This window comes from Ensifer sp. LC384, assembly GCF_001695865.1.
Taxonomy (GTDB): Bacteria; Pseudomonadota; Alphaproteobacteria; order Rhizobiales; family Rhizobiaceae; genus Ensifer.
Genome location: NZ_MBST01000017.1, coordinates 1 through 18,529 on the forward strand (window position 1 = coordinate 1; position 18,529 = coordinate 18,529).

At 58.8% G+C, this 18,529-nt stretch carries 17 protein-coding genes and 2 pseudogenes; 17 read left to right on the plus strand and 2 right to left on the minus strand.

Features of this window, described 5'->3' with window-relative positions:
• The 8 genes and pseudogenes from BC363_RS14500 to BC363_RS14535 all read left to right on the plus strand — a co-directional run.
• Positions 1 to 723: integrase core domain-containing protein (locus BC363_RS14500; protein ID WP_244519873.1), on the plus strand; the 723-nt coding region annotated here is incomplete at its 5' end.
• 285 nt (positions 724 to 1,008) lie between these two features.
• Entirely contained in the window at positions 1,009 to 2,091 is a 1,083-nt protein-coding gene (locus tag BC363_RS14505; protein WP_280137929.1) for an AMP-binding protein, read from the plus strand.
• A 72-nt stretch (positions 2,092 to 2,163) separates the two neighbouring features.
• On the plus strand, positions 2,164 to 3,729 hold the full coding sequence (locus BC363_RS14510; RefSeq protein WP_065782619.1) for an IS66 family transposase: 1,566 nt from the start codon (positions 2,164 to 2,166) through the stop codon (positions 3,727 to 3,729).
• Positions 3,729 to 4,034 carry a hypothetical protein gene (locus BC363_RS36350; protein ID WP_010069757.1) on the plus strand — a complete coding sequence of 102 codons (306 nt, stop codon included), beginning with the start codon at positions 3,729 to 3,731 and terminating at the stop codon, positions 4,032 to 4,034. The genes BC363_RS14510 and BC363_RS36350 overlap by 1 nt, the downstream gene beginning before the upstream one ends.
• Before the next feature lie 39 nt (positions 4,035 to 4,073).
• Positions 4,074 to 4,394: pseudogene (locus tag BC363_RS33490) on the plus strand (transposase); the annotation flags it as partial.
• Between the two features lie 58 nt (positions 4,395 to 4,452).
• Complete coding sequence (locus tag BC363_RS14525; RefSeq protein WP_018328349.1) at positions 4,453 to 4,902, plus strand: transposase; 450 nt, start codon at positions 4,453 to 4,455, stop codon at positions 4,900 to 4,902.
• Complete coding sequence (tnpB, locus tag BC363_RS14530) at positions 4,899 to 5,252, plus strand: IS66 family insertion sequence element accessory protein TnpB (protein WP_065782445.1); 354 nt, start codon at positions 4,899 to 4,901, stop codon at positions 5,250 to 5,252. The genes BC363_RS14525 and tnpB overlap by 4 nt, the downstream gene beginning before the upstream one ends.
• Positions 5,253 to 5,297: 45 nt before the next feature.
• A complete protein-coding gene (locus tag BC363_RS14535; RefSeq protein ID WP_065782446.1) occupies positions 5,298 to 6,998 on the plus strand; it encodes an IS66 family transposase in 1,701 nt (566 codons plus the stop codon).
• Here the strand turns inward: BC363_RS14535 and BC363_RS14540 are convergent.
• Positions 6,979 to 7,212 carry a DUF6429 family protein gene (locus BC363_RS14540; RefSeq protein WP_065782447.1) on the minus strand — a complete coding sequence of 78 codons (234 nt, stop codon included), beginning with the start codon at positions 7,210 to 7,212 and terminating at the stop codon, positions 6,979 to 6,981. The two genes, BC363_RS14535 and BC363_RS14540, sit on opposite strands and share 20 nt — an antisense overlap.
• Positions 7,213 to 8,145: 933 nt before the next feature.
• On the opposite strand from BC363_RS14540, the gene BC363_RS14545 reads away from it, so the two are divergent.
• Positions 8,146 to 9,285: an NAD/NADP-dependent octopine/nopaline dehydrogenase family protein gene (locus tag BC363_RS14545; protein WP_065782448.1), complete on the plus strand. Its 1,140-nt coding sequence runs from the start codon at positions 8,146 to 8,148 to the stop codon at positions 9,283 to 9,285.
• A 722-nt stretch (positions 9,286 to 10,007) separates the two neighbouring features.
• Here the strand turns inward: BC363_RS14545 and BC363_RS14550 are convergent.
• A complete protein-coding gene (locus BC363_RS14550) occupies positions 10,008 to 10,910 on the minus strand; it encodes a LysR family transcriptional regulator (RefSeq protein ID WP_083223454.1) in 903 nt (300 codons plus the stop codon).
• 251 nt (positions 10,911 to 11,161) lie between these two features.
• Between BC363_RS14550 and BC363_RS14555 the strand changes: the two genes are divergently transcribed.
• From BC363_RS14555 to BC363_RS14585, 8 genes and pseudogenes are all read left to right on the plus strand, one after another.
• Positions 11,162 to 11,935, plus strand: a complete 774-nt coding sequence (locus tag BC363_RS14555) for an ABC transporter ATP-binding protein (RefSeq protein WP_065782450.1) — start codon at positions 11,162 to 11,164, stop codon at positions 11,933 to 11,935.
• Positions 11,936 to 12,002: 67 nt separating this feature from the next.
• On the plus strand, positions 12,003 to 12,854 hold the full coding sequence (locus BC363_RS14560) for a lysine/arginine/ornithine ABC transporter substrate-binding protein (protein ID WP_065782452.1): 852 nt from the start codon (positions 12,003 to 12,005) through the stop codon (positions 12,852 to 12,854).
• Between the two features lie 76 nt (positions 12,855 to 12,930).
• On the plus strand, positions 12,931 to 13,641 hold the full coding sequence (gene nocQ / locus BC363_RS14565) for a nopaline ABC transporter permease NocQ (RefSeq protein ID WP_065782454.1): 711 nt from the start codon (positions 12,931 to 12,933) through the stop codon (positions 13,639 to 13,641).
• Complete coding sequence (gene nocM, locus BC363_RS14570) at positions 13,641 to 14,366, plus strand: nopaline ABC transporter permease NocM (protein WP_065782456.1); 726 nt, start codon at positions 13,641 to 13,643, stop codon at positions 14,364 to 14,366. The genes nocQ and nocM overlap by 1 nt, the downstream gene beginning before the upstream one ends.
• Positions 14,367 to 14,534: 168 nt before the next feature.
• A pseudogene (locus BC363_RS34385) lies at positions 14,535 to 14,640 on the plus strand (hypothetical protein); the annotation flags it as partial.
• Positions 14,641 to 15,535: 895 nt separating this feature from the next.
• The gene (locus BC363_RS14575) at positions 15,536 to 16,654 is read left to right on the plus strand and encodes an FAD-dependent oxidoreductase (protein WP_065782458.1); all 1,119 of its coding nucleotides are present in this window, start codon (positions 15,536 to 15,538) and stop codon (positions 16,652 to 16,654) included.
• Positions 16,651 to 16,944: a (2Fe-2S)-binding protein gene (locus BC363_RS14580; protein WP_065782460.1), complete on the plus strand. Its 294-nt coding sequence runs from the start codon at positions 16,651 to 16,653 to the stop codon at positions 16,942 to 16,944. The genes BC363_RS14575 and BC363_RS14580 overlap by 4 nt, the downstream gene beginning before the upstream one ends.
• Positions 16,941 to 18,359 (plus strand): NAD(P)/FAD-dependent oxidoreductase, encoded by a 1,419-nt coding sequence (locus BC363_RS14585; protein ID WP_065782462.1) that lies wholly within the window; start codon positions 16,941 to 16,943, stop codon positions 18,357 to 18,359. Before BC363_RS14580 ends, BC363_RS14585 begins: the two co-directional genes overlap by 4 nt.
• Positions 18,360 to 18,529 lie beyond the last annotated feature (170 nt).

Genomic DNA, 18,529 nt, shown 5'->3' on the forward strand with positions numbered 1-18,529 from the left:
GAATTTCATCTTCTTAATGTGATGACGGCGAGCGGCGTTGTGCTTGTGGGGCATGGCACACGGATCAAGCTGAAATCGGGCCTGACCGCTATCGCCAAATTATTGACGATCTATGCACCGATCCTGGTTGAAGCGAAGGCCAATGCCCGCTGGTCGCTGGACTTCGTGCATGACCAGTTTGCCTGCGGCAGACGCTTCCGCGTGCTCAACATTGTCGATGATGTGACGCGCGAATGCCTGGCAGCGATCCCGGACACATCTATCTCCGGTCGACGTGTCGCCCGAGAACTGACGATGCTGATCGAACGACGCGGCAAGCCAGGAATGATTGTCTCCGACAACGGCACCGAACTAACGTCGAATGCCATCCTCGCCTGGTCGAAAGATCACAAGGTCGAATGGCACTACATCGCGCCGGGAAAGCCGATGCAGAATGGCTATGTCGAGAGTTTCAACGGGCGCATGCGCGACGAGCTGCTCAACGAAAGCCTGTTCTTCGGCCTCGATCATGCCCGAAGCGCCATTGCTGAATGGGCGGACGATTACAACCATTTCCGGCCGCACTCATCGCTCGGATACAAAACCCCGGCAGACTTTGCCGGGACCATCGCCGCAACCGGCTCCAACGCTGCGCAAGATGAAAGCTTCGCGTTTCCGCCGGTTGCTCACACCGCGCCACTTGGCGTATTCAAAACCGCCGGGGCTCTCGTCGCCGCTGGATGAAAGTTCAGTGGCAGGTCATCTTGGAAACAGAAGTCTGGCTAAAGCAGCCGCATTCTCACGTTTAGCTGCCGAATGACATGTCCTTCGACCACAGCCTCGAAGGGACTGCACCATCACATGTCCCGAAAAGAAACCGCTTCAGCCAGTAAGATACCCCTAAAACTCACTAAAACAGGAGATATGGTCCGAAAATAGTCGAGCATAATTAACGCTATTTGAGATTGCGTTGGATTTATATACCTGCTGAAGCATAGTGACTCGGACGAGTTGATGGACCTGTGCCGCATGGATACTATTCCTTCATGCTTGGATAATTGGTCCAGGCAGCAACCCGACGAAATCTTGTTCGCCTTCCACGATCGCTCTCGGGCCGAAACGGCCTGCTACAGCTATGCCGGGTTTGCCGACCGATCGGTTCGACTGGCGGCCCGGCTCCGCGCCGACGGGCTGTCCCTCGGTGAACGTGCGCTGCTAATCCATCCGCCCGGGCTTGAGCTTCTCGTTGCGCTTGTCGCCTGTTGCCGCATAGGCGCAATCCCGGTGGTAGCGCCGATCTCCTCGGCAAGCGGCTGGCGCACGGCCGCAGCGCGGACACGCATCGCCGCGATCGTCACGGACTGCCGGCCGACCGTGACCCTCGGACTGCAGGCCCAGACTGTCGAGCAAGCGGAAGGAGTCAAGGATCCGCCGACACTTTGCGCGACCGATGGCGAGCTGGCGCCAGCGCCCAACTGGCGGGACGATCCGCACGACATAGCCTTGCTGCAATATACGTCCGGTTCAACTAGCCTGCCCAAAGGCGTAACCGTTACCCACGCCAATATTATCGCCAATGCGCGAGCACTGCTCGATCACGCGCCGGTTGGCGTTTCCTGGCTGCCGCAGTTCCACGACATGGGCCTGATCGGTTTCGGCCTGTTTCCGATCGTGCGCGGCGGACGATCGCATGGCATTGCCCCGACCGACTTTCTACGGCAGCCGGGGCTCTGGCTGCGGTTGCTGTCACAACATCGGGCGACTTTCGCGGCAGCACCCAACTTCGCCTATGAATATTGCCTGGGCGACGGCGCGATTGGCGAGGAAGAGCTGGCCGGCATCGATCTCTCGGCTCTGCGGGTGATGATGAACGGTGCGGAGCCAGTCCGGCCGGATATCTGCCGCGCTTTTCGTACGCGCTTTGCCCCTCATGGTCTTCGCCCCGACGCGCTGGTCGCCGCGTATGGTCTGGCCGAAGCGACGCTCGCGGTCACCGCCGGTGGCTGTGCCAGCCATGTCGTCGATACAAAAGGCCTTACCGTTGAGATGCTTGTTGAGGGGATCGACTGGCGCCGACCAGCATGGACTTCCGCGCCCGGTCGAACGGGTTAAAAGCTATATTTTGCAAGGACATCCGGGGCATAATGCTAGCGCTTCCGGCGCAAATCGGCTATGTATGCGGGCATGGAAACAACGCCGCTGGACAGTCAGGACGAGCTATCTGTTTTGCGCGCGCTCGTCGCTGAACAGGCGGTGAAACTTGAGCAGCAAGAAGCCGAAGTCTGCAAGCGCGACTCCATTATCGGGCTTCTGCGCGCGCAGCTGGAGTTGCTCCGACATCGGCAGCATGGCGCTTCTTCGGAAAAGATCGACCGGAAGATCGAGCAATTTGAACTGATGCTGGAGGAGATCGAGACCTCCCGTGCTGAGGCTGAGATGCGCTCCGGGAAAGCTCGTTTGCCGGAGTTGGATGACGCACTGGACAAGCCGAAGCGCAAACCATTGCCGGATGGTCTTCCAACCGAAGAGTTGGTCTATGCAGCACCCTGCAATTGTCCGACCTGTGGTGGCACATCGTTCCTGAAGGCTGCTGACAAGGTGGTCCAGGTGATGGAGCACGTACCGGCGTCCGTAAAGATTGTCCGCCACGTCGAAAAACGCATGATCTGCAGGGACTGCGATACGACGGTGGCAGGCGAAATGCCGACATTGCCGATCGAGCGAGGCAAACCCGGACCGGGATTGCTGGCCCATATCATGGTCGCCAAATTCGACGATCACATCCCGCTCTACCGCCTATCCGAGATGTACGACCGGCTGGGAATAGACATCTCCCGCTCTGTCATGGCGGACTGGGTCGGCCGCGTGTCCGTTCTGCTGACGCCACTCGTCTTGCTAATCAGGGCTCATATTGCGGCGGTCGACCGAATACATACGGACGATACCCCGGTCGATGTTCTCGACCCTGGGCGAGGAAAAACCAAAACCGGCAGGGTGTGGGTCTATGTCTTCGATGGCAGCGGCTATCGAGACCCCACTCCAAGAGCCATTGCCTACTACTATAGCCCCGACCGCAAGGGCGCGCATCCGGCCGACCATCTCGCTGCCTTCAGCGGCGTGATGCACGCGGATGGCTATGGTGGCTATAAGAAGCTCTACGGCAACCAGATCGTCGAGGCCGCCTGCATGGCGCATGTGCGCCGCAAGTTCCATGATGTGATCAAGCTGAAGCCATCCCCGATCGCTGACGAAGCGCTGTCGCGCATCGGTGCGCTCTACGATATCGAGGATCGTATCCGCGGCATGTCGGCTGACCAGCGGCGTACACTGCGCCAGCAACACGCCAGGCCCCTTCTGGCGGACCTCAAGCGCTGGATAGAAGAGACGCTTTCGGCGCTGCCACAGAAGCAGAAGCTGGCTGAAGCGATGCGATATGCCCTCTCGCGATGGACAGCGTTGAGCGTTTACATCGACGATGGCCGTGTCGAAATCGATAACAACATAGCTGAGCGTGCCATGCGTCCGCTTGGAATCGGAAGAAAAAACTGGCTATTTGCCGGCTCGGATAAGGGCGGCGAGCGCATCGCCAACATCCTGACCATTATAGAAACGGTCAAACTCCATGGCCACAATCCCGAGACTTACCTCACAGACGTCCTGACCAGGATCCAGGATCACCCCAAAGATCGCCTTGAGGAACTGCTGCCGTGGCAGTGGGCGCCAGCGAAAGACCGATACGAGGCTGCGTGATGGCACGCTCGAGGTTCATCTATACGCTGAAAGAAGTCGCCGGCATGATCGGCGAGAACCTCGAATTAATCGAGGAGGTGACCGCCAACTCGGACAATATCGCCGAGGGCGAATTGATATATGTCCGCGATGGCAGTGAAGATGGCACAAAAGGCCTGACCGAAAATGGAATTGACGACCTTCGAGATCTCCTGGCCGACATACGGACGTGGGATGGTGGAATCCGCCAGTTCCTTGTCGATGAACAATGCGATCCCGAAATGATCGAGCGCATCATGGCCGATGAGCTAAGCCGCAAGTTCTAAAACGCGCCTCGTAGACCGCAAAAATGCATTCGCCGGACGCTCACCCTGAAGCCGCGAGGCATGTTGACGATCAGCCAGGCGAGAAGGGTCGATGCTTTGAAACAGGGCTCGCCTGTGTTCGCTTCAATGCGCAGCCTTGCTCTGCGCTTCCGCGGAATCTTTCGCAGCCGCGATCCGGGCAAGCTCGACAGCTGGATTGGCGATGCCGTTAACTCGGGTTTGGTCGCTATTGAGCGGTTCGCACGCGTCCTTTACCGCGATCTTGACGCCGTCTACAACGCCATCGAACTGTCGTGGAGCAACGGCCAGGCGGAGGGCCAAATCAACCGCCTGAAGACAATCAAGCGTGCGATGTATGGTACGCATCCGAGGAGGGCCGCCTTGCTGAGAAGTGAGCGGAGTTGGATGTTCTGTCTATATGGACGTCAATATAGACAGTGTGAGAACCGTGGATTTAACGATAGAGAAGCGGCCGCAAGTCAGCCGTATGGAGATTGTCGATAGCGGTCGACGTCGCCGTTTCAGCGACGAGACCAAACTTGCGATCGTAGCGGAGAGTTATTCCGCCCCGCGGCAGGTCACGGCAACGGCGCGCCGACATGGCATCACGCGCTTTCAGTTGAACGACTGGCGTAAGGCAGCTCGCGAGGGACGGCTCGGCAATGGCCGGGGGAGTGAAGGGTTTGTTCCTGCACTGTTGGTCCCGGAGCCAGGCATGCCGGTCGCTGCGACGGCGACCAAGCCTTCAATGGCCCAAGGTGGCCTTATGGAGGTTGTCAGCGCCAATGGTCGCCGTGTGATCGTGGACCGCGATGTCGACGTTGAAGCGCTGCTTCGGGTCTTGCGTGGACTGGAGGCGCTGCGATGAATCCGTTTCCGATGGGAACAGGGGTCAAGGTCTGGCTTTCGACGGGCTATACGGACATGCGCTGTGGCTTTCCCTCCCTGGCGCTTCGAGTGCAGGAGGTTCTGCAGCATGATCCATTCTCAGGGCATCTCTTCGTCTTCCGGGGGCGCAGATCGGATATCTTGAAGATCATCTGGCATGATGGTCTGGGCGCCTGCCTTTTTACCCGGCGGCTGGAGAAGGGCCGGTTTATCTGGCCGAATATGGAGGGCGGTGTGGTAGCGATCTCACCGGCGCAATTGTCTTATCTGTTGTCCGGGATCGACTGGCGCAATCCGCAGGAAACCTGGCGTCCGACACGGGTCGGATAGCATTATTGCATTGAAAATATTGAGTGAATCTGATCGAGTGGCTTCATGACTTCGAAGCCTGTGGATCTTCCTGCGGACCTTGCGAGCGCCTATCTGGCGCTGCTTTCCGAGCGTGAGATGTTGCAGGCTGAACATGATGTCGTTGTTGCCGAGCGCGATACTGTCGTCGCCGAGCGGGACATTGCGGTGGCGCAAGCCGCCAATGCCCAGGCGATGCTGTCCGACAGCGAGGCGCTGATCGCCAAACTGGAGCTGGCAATCGAAAAGCTGAGGCGGGAGCTTCGCGGAAAGCGTTCCGAGCGCACCGCGCGATTGCTTGACCAGATGGAATTGCAGCTCGAAGAGCTGGTGATGGCCGCGACAGAGGACGAGGTTGCAGCGCAGGCGGCAGCCGCCAAGACCGCGAGCGTGCGTCCGTTCACACGCAAGCGGCCGGTGCGAAAGCCGTGGCCGGAGGATGTCGAACGCAAGCGTGTGGTCATCGATCCTCCCAGCACCTGTGCATGCTGTGGCGGATCCCGGCTTTCCAAGCTGGGCGAGGATGTGACCGAAACGCTGGAGGAGATCCCGCGCCGGTTTATCGTGATCGAAACCGTACGCGAGAAATTTACCTGCCGTGACTGCGAGGCGATCAGCCAGCCGCCAGCGCCGTTCCATGCGACGCCGCGCGGCTTCATCGGTCCTCATCTGCTGGCAACGATCCTGTTCGATAAGTTTGGGATGCATAGTCCGCTCAACCGCCAGAGCACCCGGTTCAAATGCGAGGGCCTTGAGCTTTCGATCTCGACGCTGGCCGACCAGGTCGGGCATGGAACGGCCGCGCTCCTGCCGATCTTTGAACTGATCGAGGCGCATGTCTTCGCGGCCGAGCGCCTTTTTGGCGACGACACCACCATTCCCATCCAGGCCAAAGACAAATGCACGACCGGGCGAATATGGACGTACGTGCGCGATGACCGGTCCTACGGCGGCGCGGCAGCGCCGGCGGCCATATACTATGCTTCGAGCGACCGCCGCGGCGAGCACCCGCAGAAGCACCTGGCCGAGTATGGCGGCATTCTGCAGAGTGATTGTTACAATGGCTTCGAGCCGCTCAGTGTCGCCGAAAAGAAAGCGGTACCGATCACCTTCGCCTTTTGTCATGCGCACGCGCGGCGCAAATTCTTTGAGCTGGCCGACATCCAGAAAAATGCCCGCGACCGCAAACGCAAGGGCAAACCGATATCGCCGATCGCATTGGAGGCCGTCCAACGGTACGACGCGCTGTTTGAGATCGAGCGCGAGATCAATGGATTGAGCGCCGCAGAACGACTGGCCGCGCGGCAGGAAAGGAGCAAACCGCTGTTCGACGACATGCACGCGTGGCTGAAACGGGAGCGCGCCTCGCTCAGCAAATCGTCCGAGGTGATCGAGCCGATCGATTACATGCTGAAGCGTTGGGATGGCTTTGCCCGTTTCCTCGACGATGGCCGGATTTGTCTGACGAACAATGCCGCCGAGCGCGCGCTGAGAGGAATTGCCCTCGGGCGTCGAAACTGGACCTTCGCCGGTTCCCAGCGTGGGGCCGATCGAGCCGCCATCATGCTCTCCGTCATCACGACTTGCCGTCTCAACGACGTCGACCCAAAGGCGTGGCTCGCCGATGTGTTCGCCCGCATCGCCGATCTTCCCGTCTCCCGCCTGCACGAACTGCTGCCGTGGCAATGGAAGGCCCACAAAGGGACGGCTATTGCGGCGGTCGCGTAAACAGCTCCCGGAACAACGCTTGCGAACGCGCCAAGCCTTCATCGGTCAGGATCAATGACTTCGACTTGTTGACCGGGTCGCCGATCAAGCCCTTCTTGTGAAGCCGATCCGTCGTTGCCCAGTCGAAGCCCTTCCAGGCACAGCGTTCGTTATGCAGCGTCAGCCATAGCAGCGCCAAAACCGCATCGTCGATCTTGTCCTCATCGATCTCCATGAACCCACGTTACCACGCGCGGCGCTCAAAATCCTGCGGCCCTGCTCGGATGGATACGATGTATGGCAGAGCTGGCCCGGAGCTGCTCAGGGCACGCATGCTGCCACTCGACCAAAATCGCCACCACACAAAGTGAGGAAGACCCCATTTAAGTGCCAAACGACAGGCATACACCATAGGTATTGCGGCGTCGGAGAGCGCCAAATGCCACCCCCCTCGACGTCGTTTCCGCGAGCCGCGCTTTCATAAGCAATGCTCGCCCGCCCTGTGGCGAGTGACAATACTCGCCAGCTGCATTCCGTCTGGAACAATCTGAATTCTTACCTGGCACGCCGTGCGCCGCGCTACGCCCAATCGGGCCTCGTTACCCGTGAACAAGCCGCGTCGGGAGCGGAAACGCCCCTCGACCAAGGCTCATCTTTGGGCGCATGAATTTTGTTTCGCAGAAACAATCGAACTGACGAAATTTTGAACAAACGAACATTACATCACCCATATCCTGCCACCCGATGTCCCCGCCTTGTGTCTCCCACCTGATGTCTCTCACGATCACGTTTCTCCTAGACGAACCTATTTAAAGAACCTAGGCGACGCGCCGCTCGATTTTTAGATCTGGGTCCATTGATTGTGTCACGCTCCGCAGTCTGCGCCAAAATCTGATTGGTCCTCTCCTCGGATCGAAAATCACGCAATCGCATGATGAGTAATCCTTATCACCGCTGACGCGGCCATTTCGCCGTTTCGCTTCCGATCAGCTCCGGCCCAAAACATTTAAAAGGGAGGCACTCCCCCTCCTCTTTCAACCATCATCCGCTTTCTCACGCATTCACACTCATACAAACAAACACACCCTCAACCACTTCCAGAATGGATTCCCAAGCTTTCGTTCCTCCTTCTGCTGTGCGCTCGGCTCCCGGCTCTCTGGCCCATCCCATGAAGATCGCTATCCTGGGAGCAGGCAACGGCGCCCTGGCGCTGGCGATGAAGTTCAACTCTCTTGGTCAGGAGGCCGTCGTCTGGGCTCCCGAGAACCATCCGGGCCAGATTGAGTTCGTCAAAACGTGCGGCAACCAGCTTGGTTACAAGGTCGGCGAAACCACCGCCAACGCCGTTCCGCTGCCAACCACCTACGAGATCGGCGAAGCCGTCAAAGGGGCAGACCTCATCTTCTTCGTGTCCGTTGCGAATGCCCACGCAGGCTTTGTTGCCGCCCTTAAGGACCATGACCTCAGCAAGGCTGACCTTATCGTTGTTGCCGGTCAAGGCTACACGGTGGACTATGCTCGGTCCCTGAACGTCAGACGCACCGTTGAAACCGACAACTTCCCCGGCGCAGCCAAGCTTGTCAAAGACAATCAGTGGGTGCATGTCAAACAATGGAAGTCGAAGCTCGGAGTCTCGTGCTTCTCCGTGCATGACGACAAGGCAATCGAGATGCCCGATGATCTCAAGGCCAAGCTCAAGACCCTCTTCCCCGAGATAGCCCTCACTCAGGTCACGCCTCTGCAGATGACGCTTACGTCGCTCTGGATTACCCATCTTGTCGCTGCGCTGCTCAACGTGGGCCGCCTCCAGGACAAGCCGGAGGATCTTCCTCAAATTGTGAACGACAATTTGGCGACGATTAACGCGCGCCACCCCATCCCGGACCAATGGCACTTCTACGGTCAAGGCATGAACGAACCTGTCTGCCGCGCCCAAACCGCGGCCGATCTTGAGAGACTGATGGTCGGCTCAGCCTGCGGCCTTGGCCTGTCCACGTTGCTCGAGGAGTGCAACGAGGAGTACGGCACCGCCCACAAGACGCTTCAAGAGTTCGCAACCGCCCTCCCGATCCACAATGTGCAGTTCGCCTGCCCCAACAGTGTGAAGCATCGCTATTTCACCGAGGAGATCAAGGCCATCGGGCAACTCGTCGGCATCGCCAGAGCCCTCGGTCTGCAGCTGCCCATCACTGAAGGGTTCATGGCGCTCACCAATGTCGTGACCGCTACCAACACCGAGGTCCCTCATTACACTCAGGCTGATCTTGTTCGCTTTGGCGCCACCTTCGCTGCCGACAACCGTGGCTAATCGACACCAATGCGACCAGCTGGCCCCCGACGTCCTATCCGGGGCATAAATAGTCTTCATCAGATATTTTTAGTCCAGCTATAATAAATCAATTGATTTTCCAAAATTTACTTGTGTAACATTTATATATATTTGAATTTAAGAGATGTAATTAACTAAAAATAGAAATAATATTAAATATTACTCAGGATATATGCAAGTGTAGTCAACGGAAGCGCCGTCAGCGAAGCGGGGCCCCCACCTGCAATGTAGGCAGGTGCCACCGAGCTTGCGAGGGGAGCGGAGCGACCGGCTCCGCCGGAATGAAAGGTGGGGATGCGAAGCTGACGGCGCGGAGTTGACTACACTTGCATATATCCTGCCAGGACCTTCAGCGCTCGCCGTACGGATGGTTCTGGCAGGATGTGACGATGCGGCTTTCAGAACAACGCCCATTGCATATGAGAGAGGCGCTCGATTTGCTTACATGGCGAAGGGGCCCAGCCGGGCCGTTCAGAATGTGCTCCGTCATGCCGCCCGATGAAGGCCACCAGGTTGCTCACGGGGGGTGCCTTCCAAGGCACGGGAACTCCGGCGCATAGACGCGCTCGGATGCCACTCCGCCGGCTGGGACTTCACCGAGAGCCGTCGTCGGTCAGAACATCGTGCTCGCACGGCGCCTGCGCACGACGGCCGCGCCGTGCCCATCGCCTCGCCGGGTGGGCGAGACGAATGGGGAATGCCTAGATCGTTTCATAAGGCAGTGCTTTAAGAGCATTCAGCAAAGCAGCCCTGAACTCGCTAACCAAGCGTGGAGGAGGGCTGTCGGACGGAAGAACTATGGCGAAATGATAGGGAATGACTGGCTCAAAAGGGCGCTGAACAACCAGATTTGCGTTATAGTAGTCTGCCGTAAAGGGGTCGACGATGCCAACCCCCATTCCCCTGCTCACCAAATCACAGAGGTTCAGCGCCAAGCTGCTTTCAATTCTGCGGATGCAGTGGACGTCAAAGCTGTCTAGGACCGCATCGGTCTGCATGCGCAAGAGACTGACCGGAGAGAGGCAAATCAGCGACTCTCCTTCTAGGTCGGTGGCATGAACCACTTGCTTATCTTCAAGCCGATGACCAGGTGGCAGTAGGCAGACCGCACGAAACGAAGGGATGGGTTCGACCGTCAGGCCAGGATAGTCGCCGGCCAATATTGATATTCCAAGATCGTAATGCTGCAGCGACACCAGCTCGAGGACTGTCTGGGAGGGGACTGTGTCAAGGTAAACCGACACATCGGGTCGTTCGGCGATAAATGATTGAATGACGCCGGACATGAAACTGAGAGCCGGAGCCGTGTAACAGGCGACCCGGAGCGATCCCATGTGAGACTTCTTCAGTTCCGCCGCGACCCTGTCGATATGTTGGATGCCGTTGAAATGGCGCGAGACCTCCTTGAACAAGATGCCGGCTTCGCGCGTCGGCCTTAGCCTGTTGCCTATCCTGTCAAAAAGACGAAGCCCGGTTTCTCCTTCGAGGTCTCTGATCAGTCGGCTGATTGCGGGTTGAGTGATCCTGACAAGTTCTGCAGCCGACGTCATGCCACCCGTCAGCATCACTGCCCGGAACGCTTCCAGTTGGCGCGATTGAATCATGATTCCTCCATAACATATGCGCATGGGCGCATACTCATTACTGCCCTTGCGATATGGAAGGCAAGCTTTTAGTAACAATGGAATACTGGGTCCTACTCTCGCAGAAAGCTCGGCGGCGGGCACTTCGACACACGCCGTACGGTTGAGATCGCACACCTTGCAGATGCTGGCGCGCAATTCTCAACAGCCCTGCATTCAAGGACTTGCGCATTTTCGCTCGGACGGGGCAGCTAGAGAATAAGGGAACGCGAATGAACGGTGCGCAGCCCACCCTGGTGGCAGAAGACATCCATAAGAATTTCGGAACGCTCGAGGTTCTCAGGGGCATTTCCCTCACAGCCAACAAGGGCGACGTGGTTTCGATTATCGGCAGCTCCGGGTCCGGCAAGAGCACTTTCCTGCGCTGCATGAATTTCCTCGAAATTCCGAAAAAAGGCCGCATCGCTGTCGGGCAGGAAGAAATCGTCGTCAAAACCGATGCGGCTGGCCGGTTGGTTTGCGCTGATCGCAAAAAGATCGAACGCATGCGGATGCAGCTGGGCATGGTGTTCCAAAGCTTCAATCTGTGGGGGCATATGACCGTCCTGCAGAACGTCATGGAAGGCCCCGTTTACGTTCTCAAGCAGCCGAAGGGCGAAGCGCGCGACCGCGCGATGGACTTCCTGGACAAGGTAGGTATCGCCGCCAAACACGCCGCCTATCCGTCTCAACTGTCAGGTGGGCAGCAGCAGCGGGTCAGCATCGCACGCGCTCTGGCGATGCAGCCGAGCGCCCTTCTCTTCGATGAGCCGACCTCCGCCCTTGATCCAGAACTGGTGGGCGAAGTTCTGAAGGTTATCCGGAAGCTCGCCGAAGAGGGAAGAACCATGATCGTGGTCACGCATGAGATGGGCTTTGCGCGCGACGTATCAAACAAGGTCCTCTTCCTCGAAAAGGGGCAAATCGAAGAGCAGGGAACGCCGCAGGAGGTATTCCAGAACCCGACGTCCCCAAGGTGTCGCGCGTTCCTGTCCAGCGTTCTGTGAGCGCACAAGCGCGCAGATGAGTCGGCAATCGACAACAAACAAAAAAACAGCAAAAGAGGTGAACGTTATGAAATTCTTCTACTTGAACACGCTTGCGGCGATCGCAGTTGGTGCCGTTGTCGCAGTCGGTCCGGCCGAGGCCAAGGACTACAAGAGCATTACGATTGCGACCGAAGGGTCCTATGCGCCTTATAACTTCAAGGACGCTGGCGGCAAGCTGATCGGCTTCGAGATCGATCTTGGAAACGACCTTTGCAGGCGGATGAACATCGAATGTACGTTTGTCGAACAGGCATGGGACGGGATCATCCCTTCTCTTACGGCCGGCCGCTACGATGCCATCATGGCGGCGATGGGTATTCAGCCCGCGCGCGAGAAGGTCATTTCGTTCTCTCGCCCGTATCTCCTCACGCCGATGACGTTCCTGACCACGGCGGACAACCCGCTCCTGAAAACCGAAGCCTCGCTCGTGAGCCTCTCACTCGCCGACATCACACCCGAACAGAAGGCCGAACTGGGCAAGTTTACCAAGGTTTTCGAAGGGGTGAAGTTCGGCGTTCAAGCCGGCACTTCGCATGAGACCTTCATGAAAGAAATGATGCCGAGCGTACAGATCTCGACCTACGACACAATCGACAATGTTGTGATGGATCTCAAAGCTGGCCGGATCGATGTGAGCCTTTCTTCGGTCAGTTTCCTGAAGCCGCTGACGGATAAGCCCGAAAACGAGGATCTTACGATGTTCGGCCCGAGAATGACAGGCGGGGTGTTTGGCAAGGGCGTCGGCGTCGGCATCCGCAAAGAGGATACCGACCTAAGAGCGATGTTCGACAAGGCGATCGATGCCGCTGTCGCCGATGGCACGGTCGAGAAGTTGTCGATGCAGTGGTTCGGCTACGACGCCTCTCCCAAGCAGTAATTCTCGTTTCGTTGGAGCGTCGGGCACTCGTGTGGCCGGCGCTCGTTGCGTTTTTACCAAGCTTGAGGCGTAAGCTATGGACCTGACACTGTTACAATGGGGAGATGCCGGATGGGGCGATGAACTGGCACGTGGGGCACTGATGACAGTTGTCGTCGCAGGTTGTTCCTACTTTTTCGGGATCATCTTCGGTTCGATTTTTGCCGCCGCGAAGCTCTCTCGTTTCTGGTTGCTGCGCCTGCTCGGCGACATCTATACGACAGTCGTTCGCGGCGTTCCTGAACTGCTCATCATCTTCCTGGTTTTCTTCGGCGGCGGAACATTGCTGCGGACCGTTGCCACCGGGCTGTTCGGATACGACGGATACGTCGAGCCACCGATCTTCGTCATCGGCGTGCTTTGCATCAGCGTGAGTGCAGGAGCGTATGCGACAGAAGTCATTCGCGCAGCCGTCCTTGCTGTCCCTCCGGGTCAGATCGAAGCGGCCAAATCGATTGGCATGGGCCCCTGGCTGCGCCTGCGCCGGGTGCTTATCCCACAAGCCGCCAGGTTCGCGCTCCCTGGGCTTGGAAATGTCTGGCAGTTCACCCTCAAGGACACCTCACTGATCTCCGTTGTCGGCCTGGTCGAGATCATGCGGACAGCGGCGATGGGCGCGGGCTCCACGAAGCAGCCCTTTACCTTCTACATCAGCGCCTTCGTGCTCTTTCTTCTGCTTTCCTCCTTCTCGAACCGAGGCTTTCTCAAAGCTGAGAAGTGGGCAAACCGTGGTGTGAGGAGCCAATAATGGACATTCAGCTCATCGTAGAGTCATTCCCCAAGCTCGTCGCCGCCGTTCCCACAACGCTGGCGCTCGCATCCATATCGCTCCTCATCGGGTTTGTTACGTCGGTGCCTGTCGCGCTGATGCGGCTTTCGAAGAACCGGCTCGTTTCTTCGGTGGCATACGGCTACGTCTACATCATCAGATCGACGCCGCTTCTGGTACAAATGTTTCTAATTTATTATGGGTCGGCTCAGTTCAGAGGCTTTCTCACTGAAGTTGGTCTCTGGTCGTCATTCCGCGAACCGTGGTTCTGCGCGATTCTGGCTCTCGGCCTCAACACTGCAGCCTACACCAGCGAAATCATCCGGGGCGGCATACAGTCGGTTTCGCTTGGGCAAATCGAAGCCGCGCGTGCCGTCGGCATGTCGCGCTTTCTTCAGTTTCGCAGAATCGTATTCCCGATCGCCATCCGGCAGGCGCTCCCCGCCTATGGCAATGAAGTGATGCTCATCATCAAATCAACGTCGCTTGCTTCGACAATCACGATTGTGGAAGTGACTGGCCTGGCAAAGCAGATCATCTCGGCCACCTATCGGCCGGTCGAGGTGTTCATCGTCGCCGGCGCGATCTACCTTTTCATCACCTTCGTTGTCAGTCGTTTGGTCATGCTCGCGGAGTGGTGGCTTAATCCCCACATGCGCGCCCGAGTGGGCGGGATGGCGCCGAAGGCAGCGGAGACGCACTAGGAGGCGGGAGTCGCCGTTGCCGCGCAGATCGAACGAGAGCGTTGCGACGACTGTCGACGGAATATGCAAATCCACGGGTTCGAATGATACGTTGCCTTGTATCGGTGAGCCGCGATCCGACTGAACATGTTCGCAACCGGCGCTCAGCCAGCAGGTCAAGCGGCTCGAAGAGCTCATGGGCGTGCACGTGTTCATCCACTCCACTCCACGCGACGCGTGGAGTGGAGCCGTTTCGATCGCCATGACTTCGACTGGCACGCTACGTTGCGAGTAGCGCACGTCCGATCCGCCAAAACCGTCCCGACCACGGCGTGCGCCGCCGTCGATCGTACCCACTGCGTTGGCACAGTCGCGGCCGATACGCGGATCGGGTGCCGAAACGACAATGACGCCGCACTACCGCCGCCGGCCGCGGCAGGCCCCTCCAGTCGCGCCTGATTGCGGCAACCCGGGATGATGTCGTACCCGAGTTGACCATCATGGATCCCTTCCAGATAGTCGGAGAAGGTATAGACACCGTTCCGGATTGCCCTGATAACCGCGCGGGGGCCTTTGTCTCCGCGTGGTGGATGACGTCGTGCATCCCCTCCTTGACACCATCACGACCGTAACGCTCGCAAAGTGAGTTGATACGCCGGCAGATACTTGTCTCCATCCTCGAATGATCATCGCCGTATTTCAGCGATGAGTATGCTGCTCAGCCCGTTTGGAGAATTTGCATATGGCACCGATTGATTGGCGCTGGCAATCAATCGGCGCGAAGACGGGTTTGCGACAGGCCAAAGACCGACGTCCGGCGAAGGTCGCTGAGCCGAGCCCTCATCACGGCGCTGGGCGAGCGCCCCCGAGACGGATCCAACCTCCATAACATTTGCGCATCGCCACATGCCTAATCCTGCCCTTGCGGCATGGATGGCGAGGTCCTATCCCTAGGGACGAATTCCAAGACGGCAAGACGTCAACTGGGCCTGTTCATGTGGTGATCATCGCGCAAGACCGATGAAGCCGAAGCAAAGAAGGTCTGCAAGACCTGACCGTCAAAGGGCGACAGTCGGACACGCTGTATAGCCGACGTTGGTTGAAGGATTAGTCTGGTTCAATGGAGGCAAGTGGCCATGGATCGAGCTGCTCGCACGGGCACGGACGCCTTCCTATTGTGAGAAAGTTAGATGGATCGCGAGTTCGAGATAGCCATCGTTGGCGGCGGGGTTGTGGGCGCCGCAATCGGGTACGGCTTGGCCAAGTTGGGGCGCCGGGTGATCATTGTCGATGGCGCTGACGCTGCGCTGCGTGCGTCCAGAACGAATTTCGGCCTGATCTGGGTTCAGGGCAAGGGCTTTGAGTATCCTGAATATCATCGCATCACTCGGCAAAGCGCCGAGCTGTGGTCAGGTTTTGCATCCGAGTTGAAAGAACTGACCGGTGTCGACGTCGAGTACCGCCGTAACGGTGGCCTACTCTTCTGCGTGTCGGAAACTCAAGCGGAAGAAGAAAAAGCCATCGGCGACCAGATGGCTGCCATCCACCCCGACTATCGCTTCGAGATGCTGGAGCGCTCGCGCCTTGAGCGCATGCTTCCCGAAATCCGCCTCGGGCCGAAGGTTTGTTCGGCGTCGTTCAGTCATATGGACGGCGATGTCAATCCGCTCCTGGTGCTTCGCGCCTTGCTGGACGGATTTATGCGCCTGGGCGGAACCTTGGTGACGGGGGCGCACGTCGACAGCATAACGCCAACCCTTGGCGGTTTCCGGCTGGCGGCGGATGCCCGCACGATAGAGGTGGAACGGGTGATTATTGCCGCAGGAAACGACTCCATGGCGTTTGTCGAAAGCCTGGACTTGCCGCTTCAGCTCGTCCCAGAAAACGGGCAGCTCCTGATTACGGAACGGGTTGCCCCGGTGTTCCCATACGCCGCCAGCGGCATTCGCCAGACCGTGACGGGCACGTTTCAGCTCGGCGTCACGAATGAACGTGTGGGCCGATCGACCGACGTGACACCGGGCGGCGCGCGCCACATCGCCAATCGCGCGATTAATGTGATGCCCGACATCGGCGCTTTGCGTGTCATCCGGCAATGGGCAGGGTTGCGTGTGCTGACCCCCGACGGGGTGCCCGTCTATGACCGTTCCCGTCGATATCCCGGCATCCATATCGTCGCCTGCCATTCCGGCGTGACCCTTGCCGCCCTGCATGCAGGTCCATTTGCCGAATGGCTGGCAGCCGGGGGGATGGAGCCGACCTACGAAGCTTTCCGCGGCAGCCGGTTCACCAAGGGGATCGCGGCGTGAGCGATGAAGTTCTTTTTCCCACCGGCCCGCCCGTGGAAATCACCATCGACGGTCGGACCGTGAGCGCCTGTGACGGAGAACCGCTGGCTGCCGTCTTCCTGCGTCTGGACGACATCCATACCCGCACCTCCTTTCCTTCCACCCAGCCCAGGGCGCCTTACTGCATGATGGGCGTCTGTTTCGAATGTGTCGTGCATGTCGAAGATGTCGGCACGATCCGCAGCTGTCAGCAAACGGTTCGCGCCGGCATGAAGGTCGAACGCCACGACCATCCCAAGAGGCTGAAATGAAACGAAGTTCTATTGCTGACCTGTTGATCGTCGGAGCTGGTCCGGCCGGGATGGCCGCCGCGAGGCGGGCTGTGCGGGGCGGTCTATCCGTCGTCGTGCTGGATTCGCAATCTCAGCCCGGAGGCCAGATCTGGCGTAATGCCGCCCGCAACGCGACGAGCCCAGTCATGAACGTTCTGGGGGCGGAATATCATCGCGGGATCCGGCAGGTTGAAACGTTCCTGGCCTGTGGCGCAGTTTACATCCCGGAGGCCCAGGTAAGCCGGCTCAACCGGGGCTGGACTGCGGAATACGTCAAGGACGGTGAAATCCTCTCCATCAACGCACGGCATCTCCTGCTTGCAACAGGCGCACAGGAACGCCCGGTTCCGTTCTCTGGCTGGACACTTCCCGGCGTTATGACGGTCGGTGCAGCGCAGATCCTGTTGAAGACGGCAAGTCAGTTGCCGCAAGGCCCGGTTGTCGTCATCGGTAGCGGCCCGTTGCCCCTGCTCTACATGCAGCAGATGCGGCTCGCCGGGGCAAAGCCCGTTGCTTATCTCGACACCACCCCTCCGGGCCTAATCAACCGTTCCCTGCGCGGTGTCGGCGGGGCGCTCCGGGAGCCTGCCCAGATCCTGAAGGGGATTGCCTGGCAACCGCAGTTCAGTGGCGTTCGGCACGTGCGCAATGTTGTCAAAATCAGCGCCGAAGGAGCCGGACGACTGGAAACCTTGCGGTTTGAAACGTCAAACGGCCGGCTTGGCCAGTTGGGTATCAAAACGCTTCTTGTTCACGAGGGGCTGGTGCCGAGCCATCACCTTGCAGTGTCGGTCGGCGCACAGCTGATGTGGGATGTCGGGCAGTCGGCGTTCCGGCTTGAGCGCGACGATTGGATGAACGCCGGCCAGGATGGCCTCTACATCGCCGGGGACGGTGCGCGGATTGGCGGCGCAACCAACGCTCAGATCGAAGGAGCGATCGCCGCAATCGGGATCCTCCTTCACGCCGGCATACTGGCGTCCGCCCAGGCAGATGCCGAGGCAAGGCCGCTTAGAGTTCTTCACGCCCGGCAAAAGGCGTTTCGGCGATTTCTGGATGGGGTCTATCCGCCGAATATTGCTCGCAACCCACCGGACGATGCCACGATCATCTGCCGCTGCGAGGAGTTGAGCGCAGGCGCGTTAAGGGATGCCGCAGTTCGCGGTGCTTGCCGAGGCCCCAACCAGCTGAAGAGTTTCACCCGCGCGGGAATGGGTCCCTGTCAGGGGCGGCAGTGCGGTTACCCAGTCCACGAACTGCTGAAATCCGTCCGGGGGCTTGGCGCCATCGAGGTCGGCCTCTTCAATCCGCGGCCGCCCTTCGTCCCAGTGACGGTGTCGATGCTGGCCGCTCAGGAAGCCGTGGAGGTTGTTTCGGCATCGAGCCATGAGTGATCATTCGGCCACCGCCACGATCGACCCGGAGGAGAGGCACCGGCTTTTCAGGATCGATAGAGACGTCGTCGACGATCGAGTTCTAGACATGCGGAGGATCGCACGCGCCTGGGCATTTCCGGCGGTCGTATCAGCAACGTCAACTGTCGATAGCGGGTCTACCTCGATGC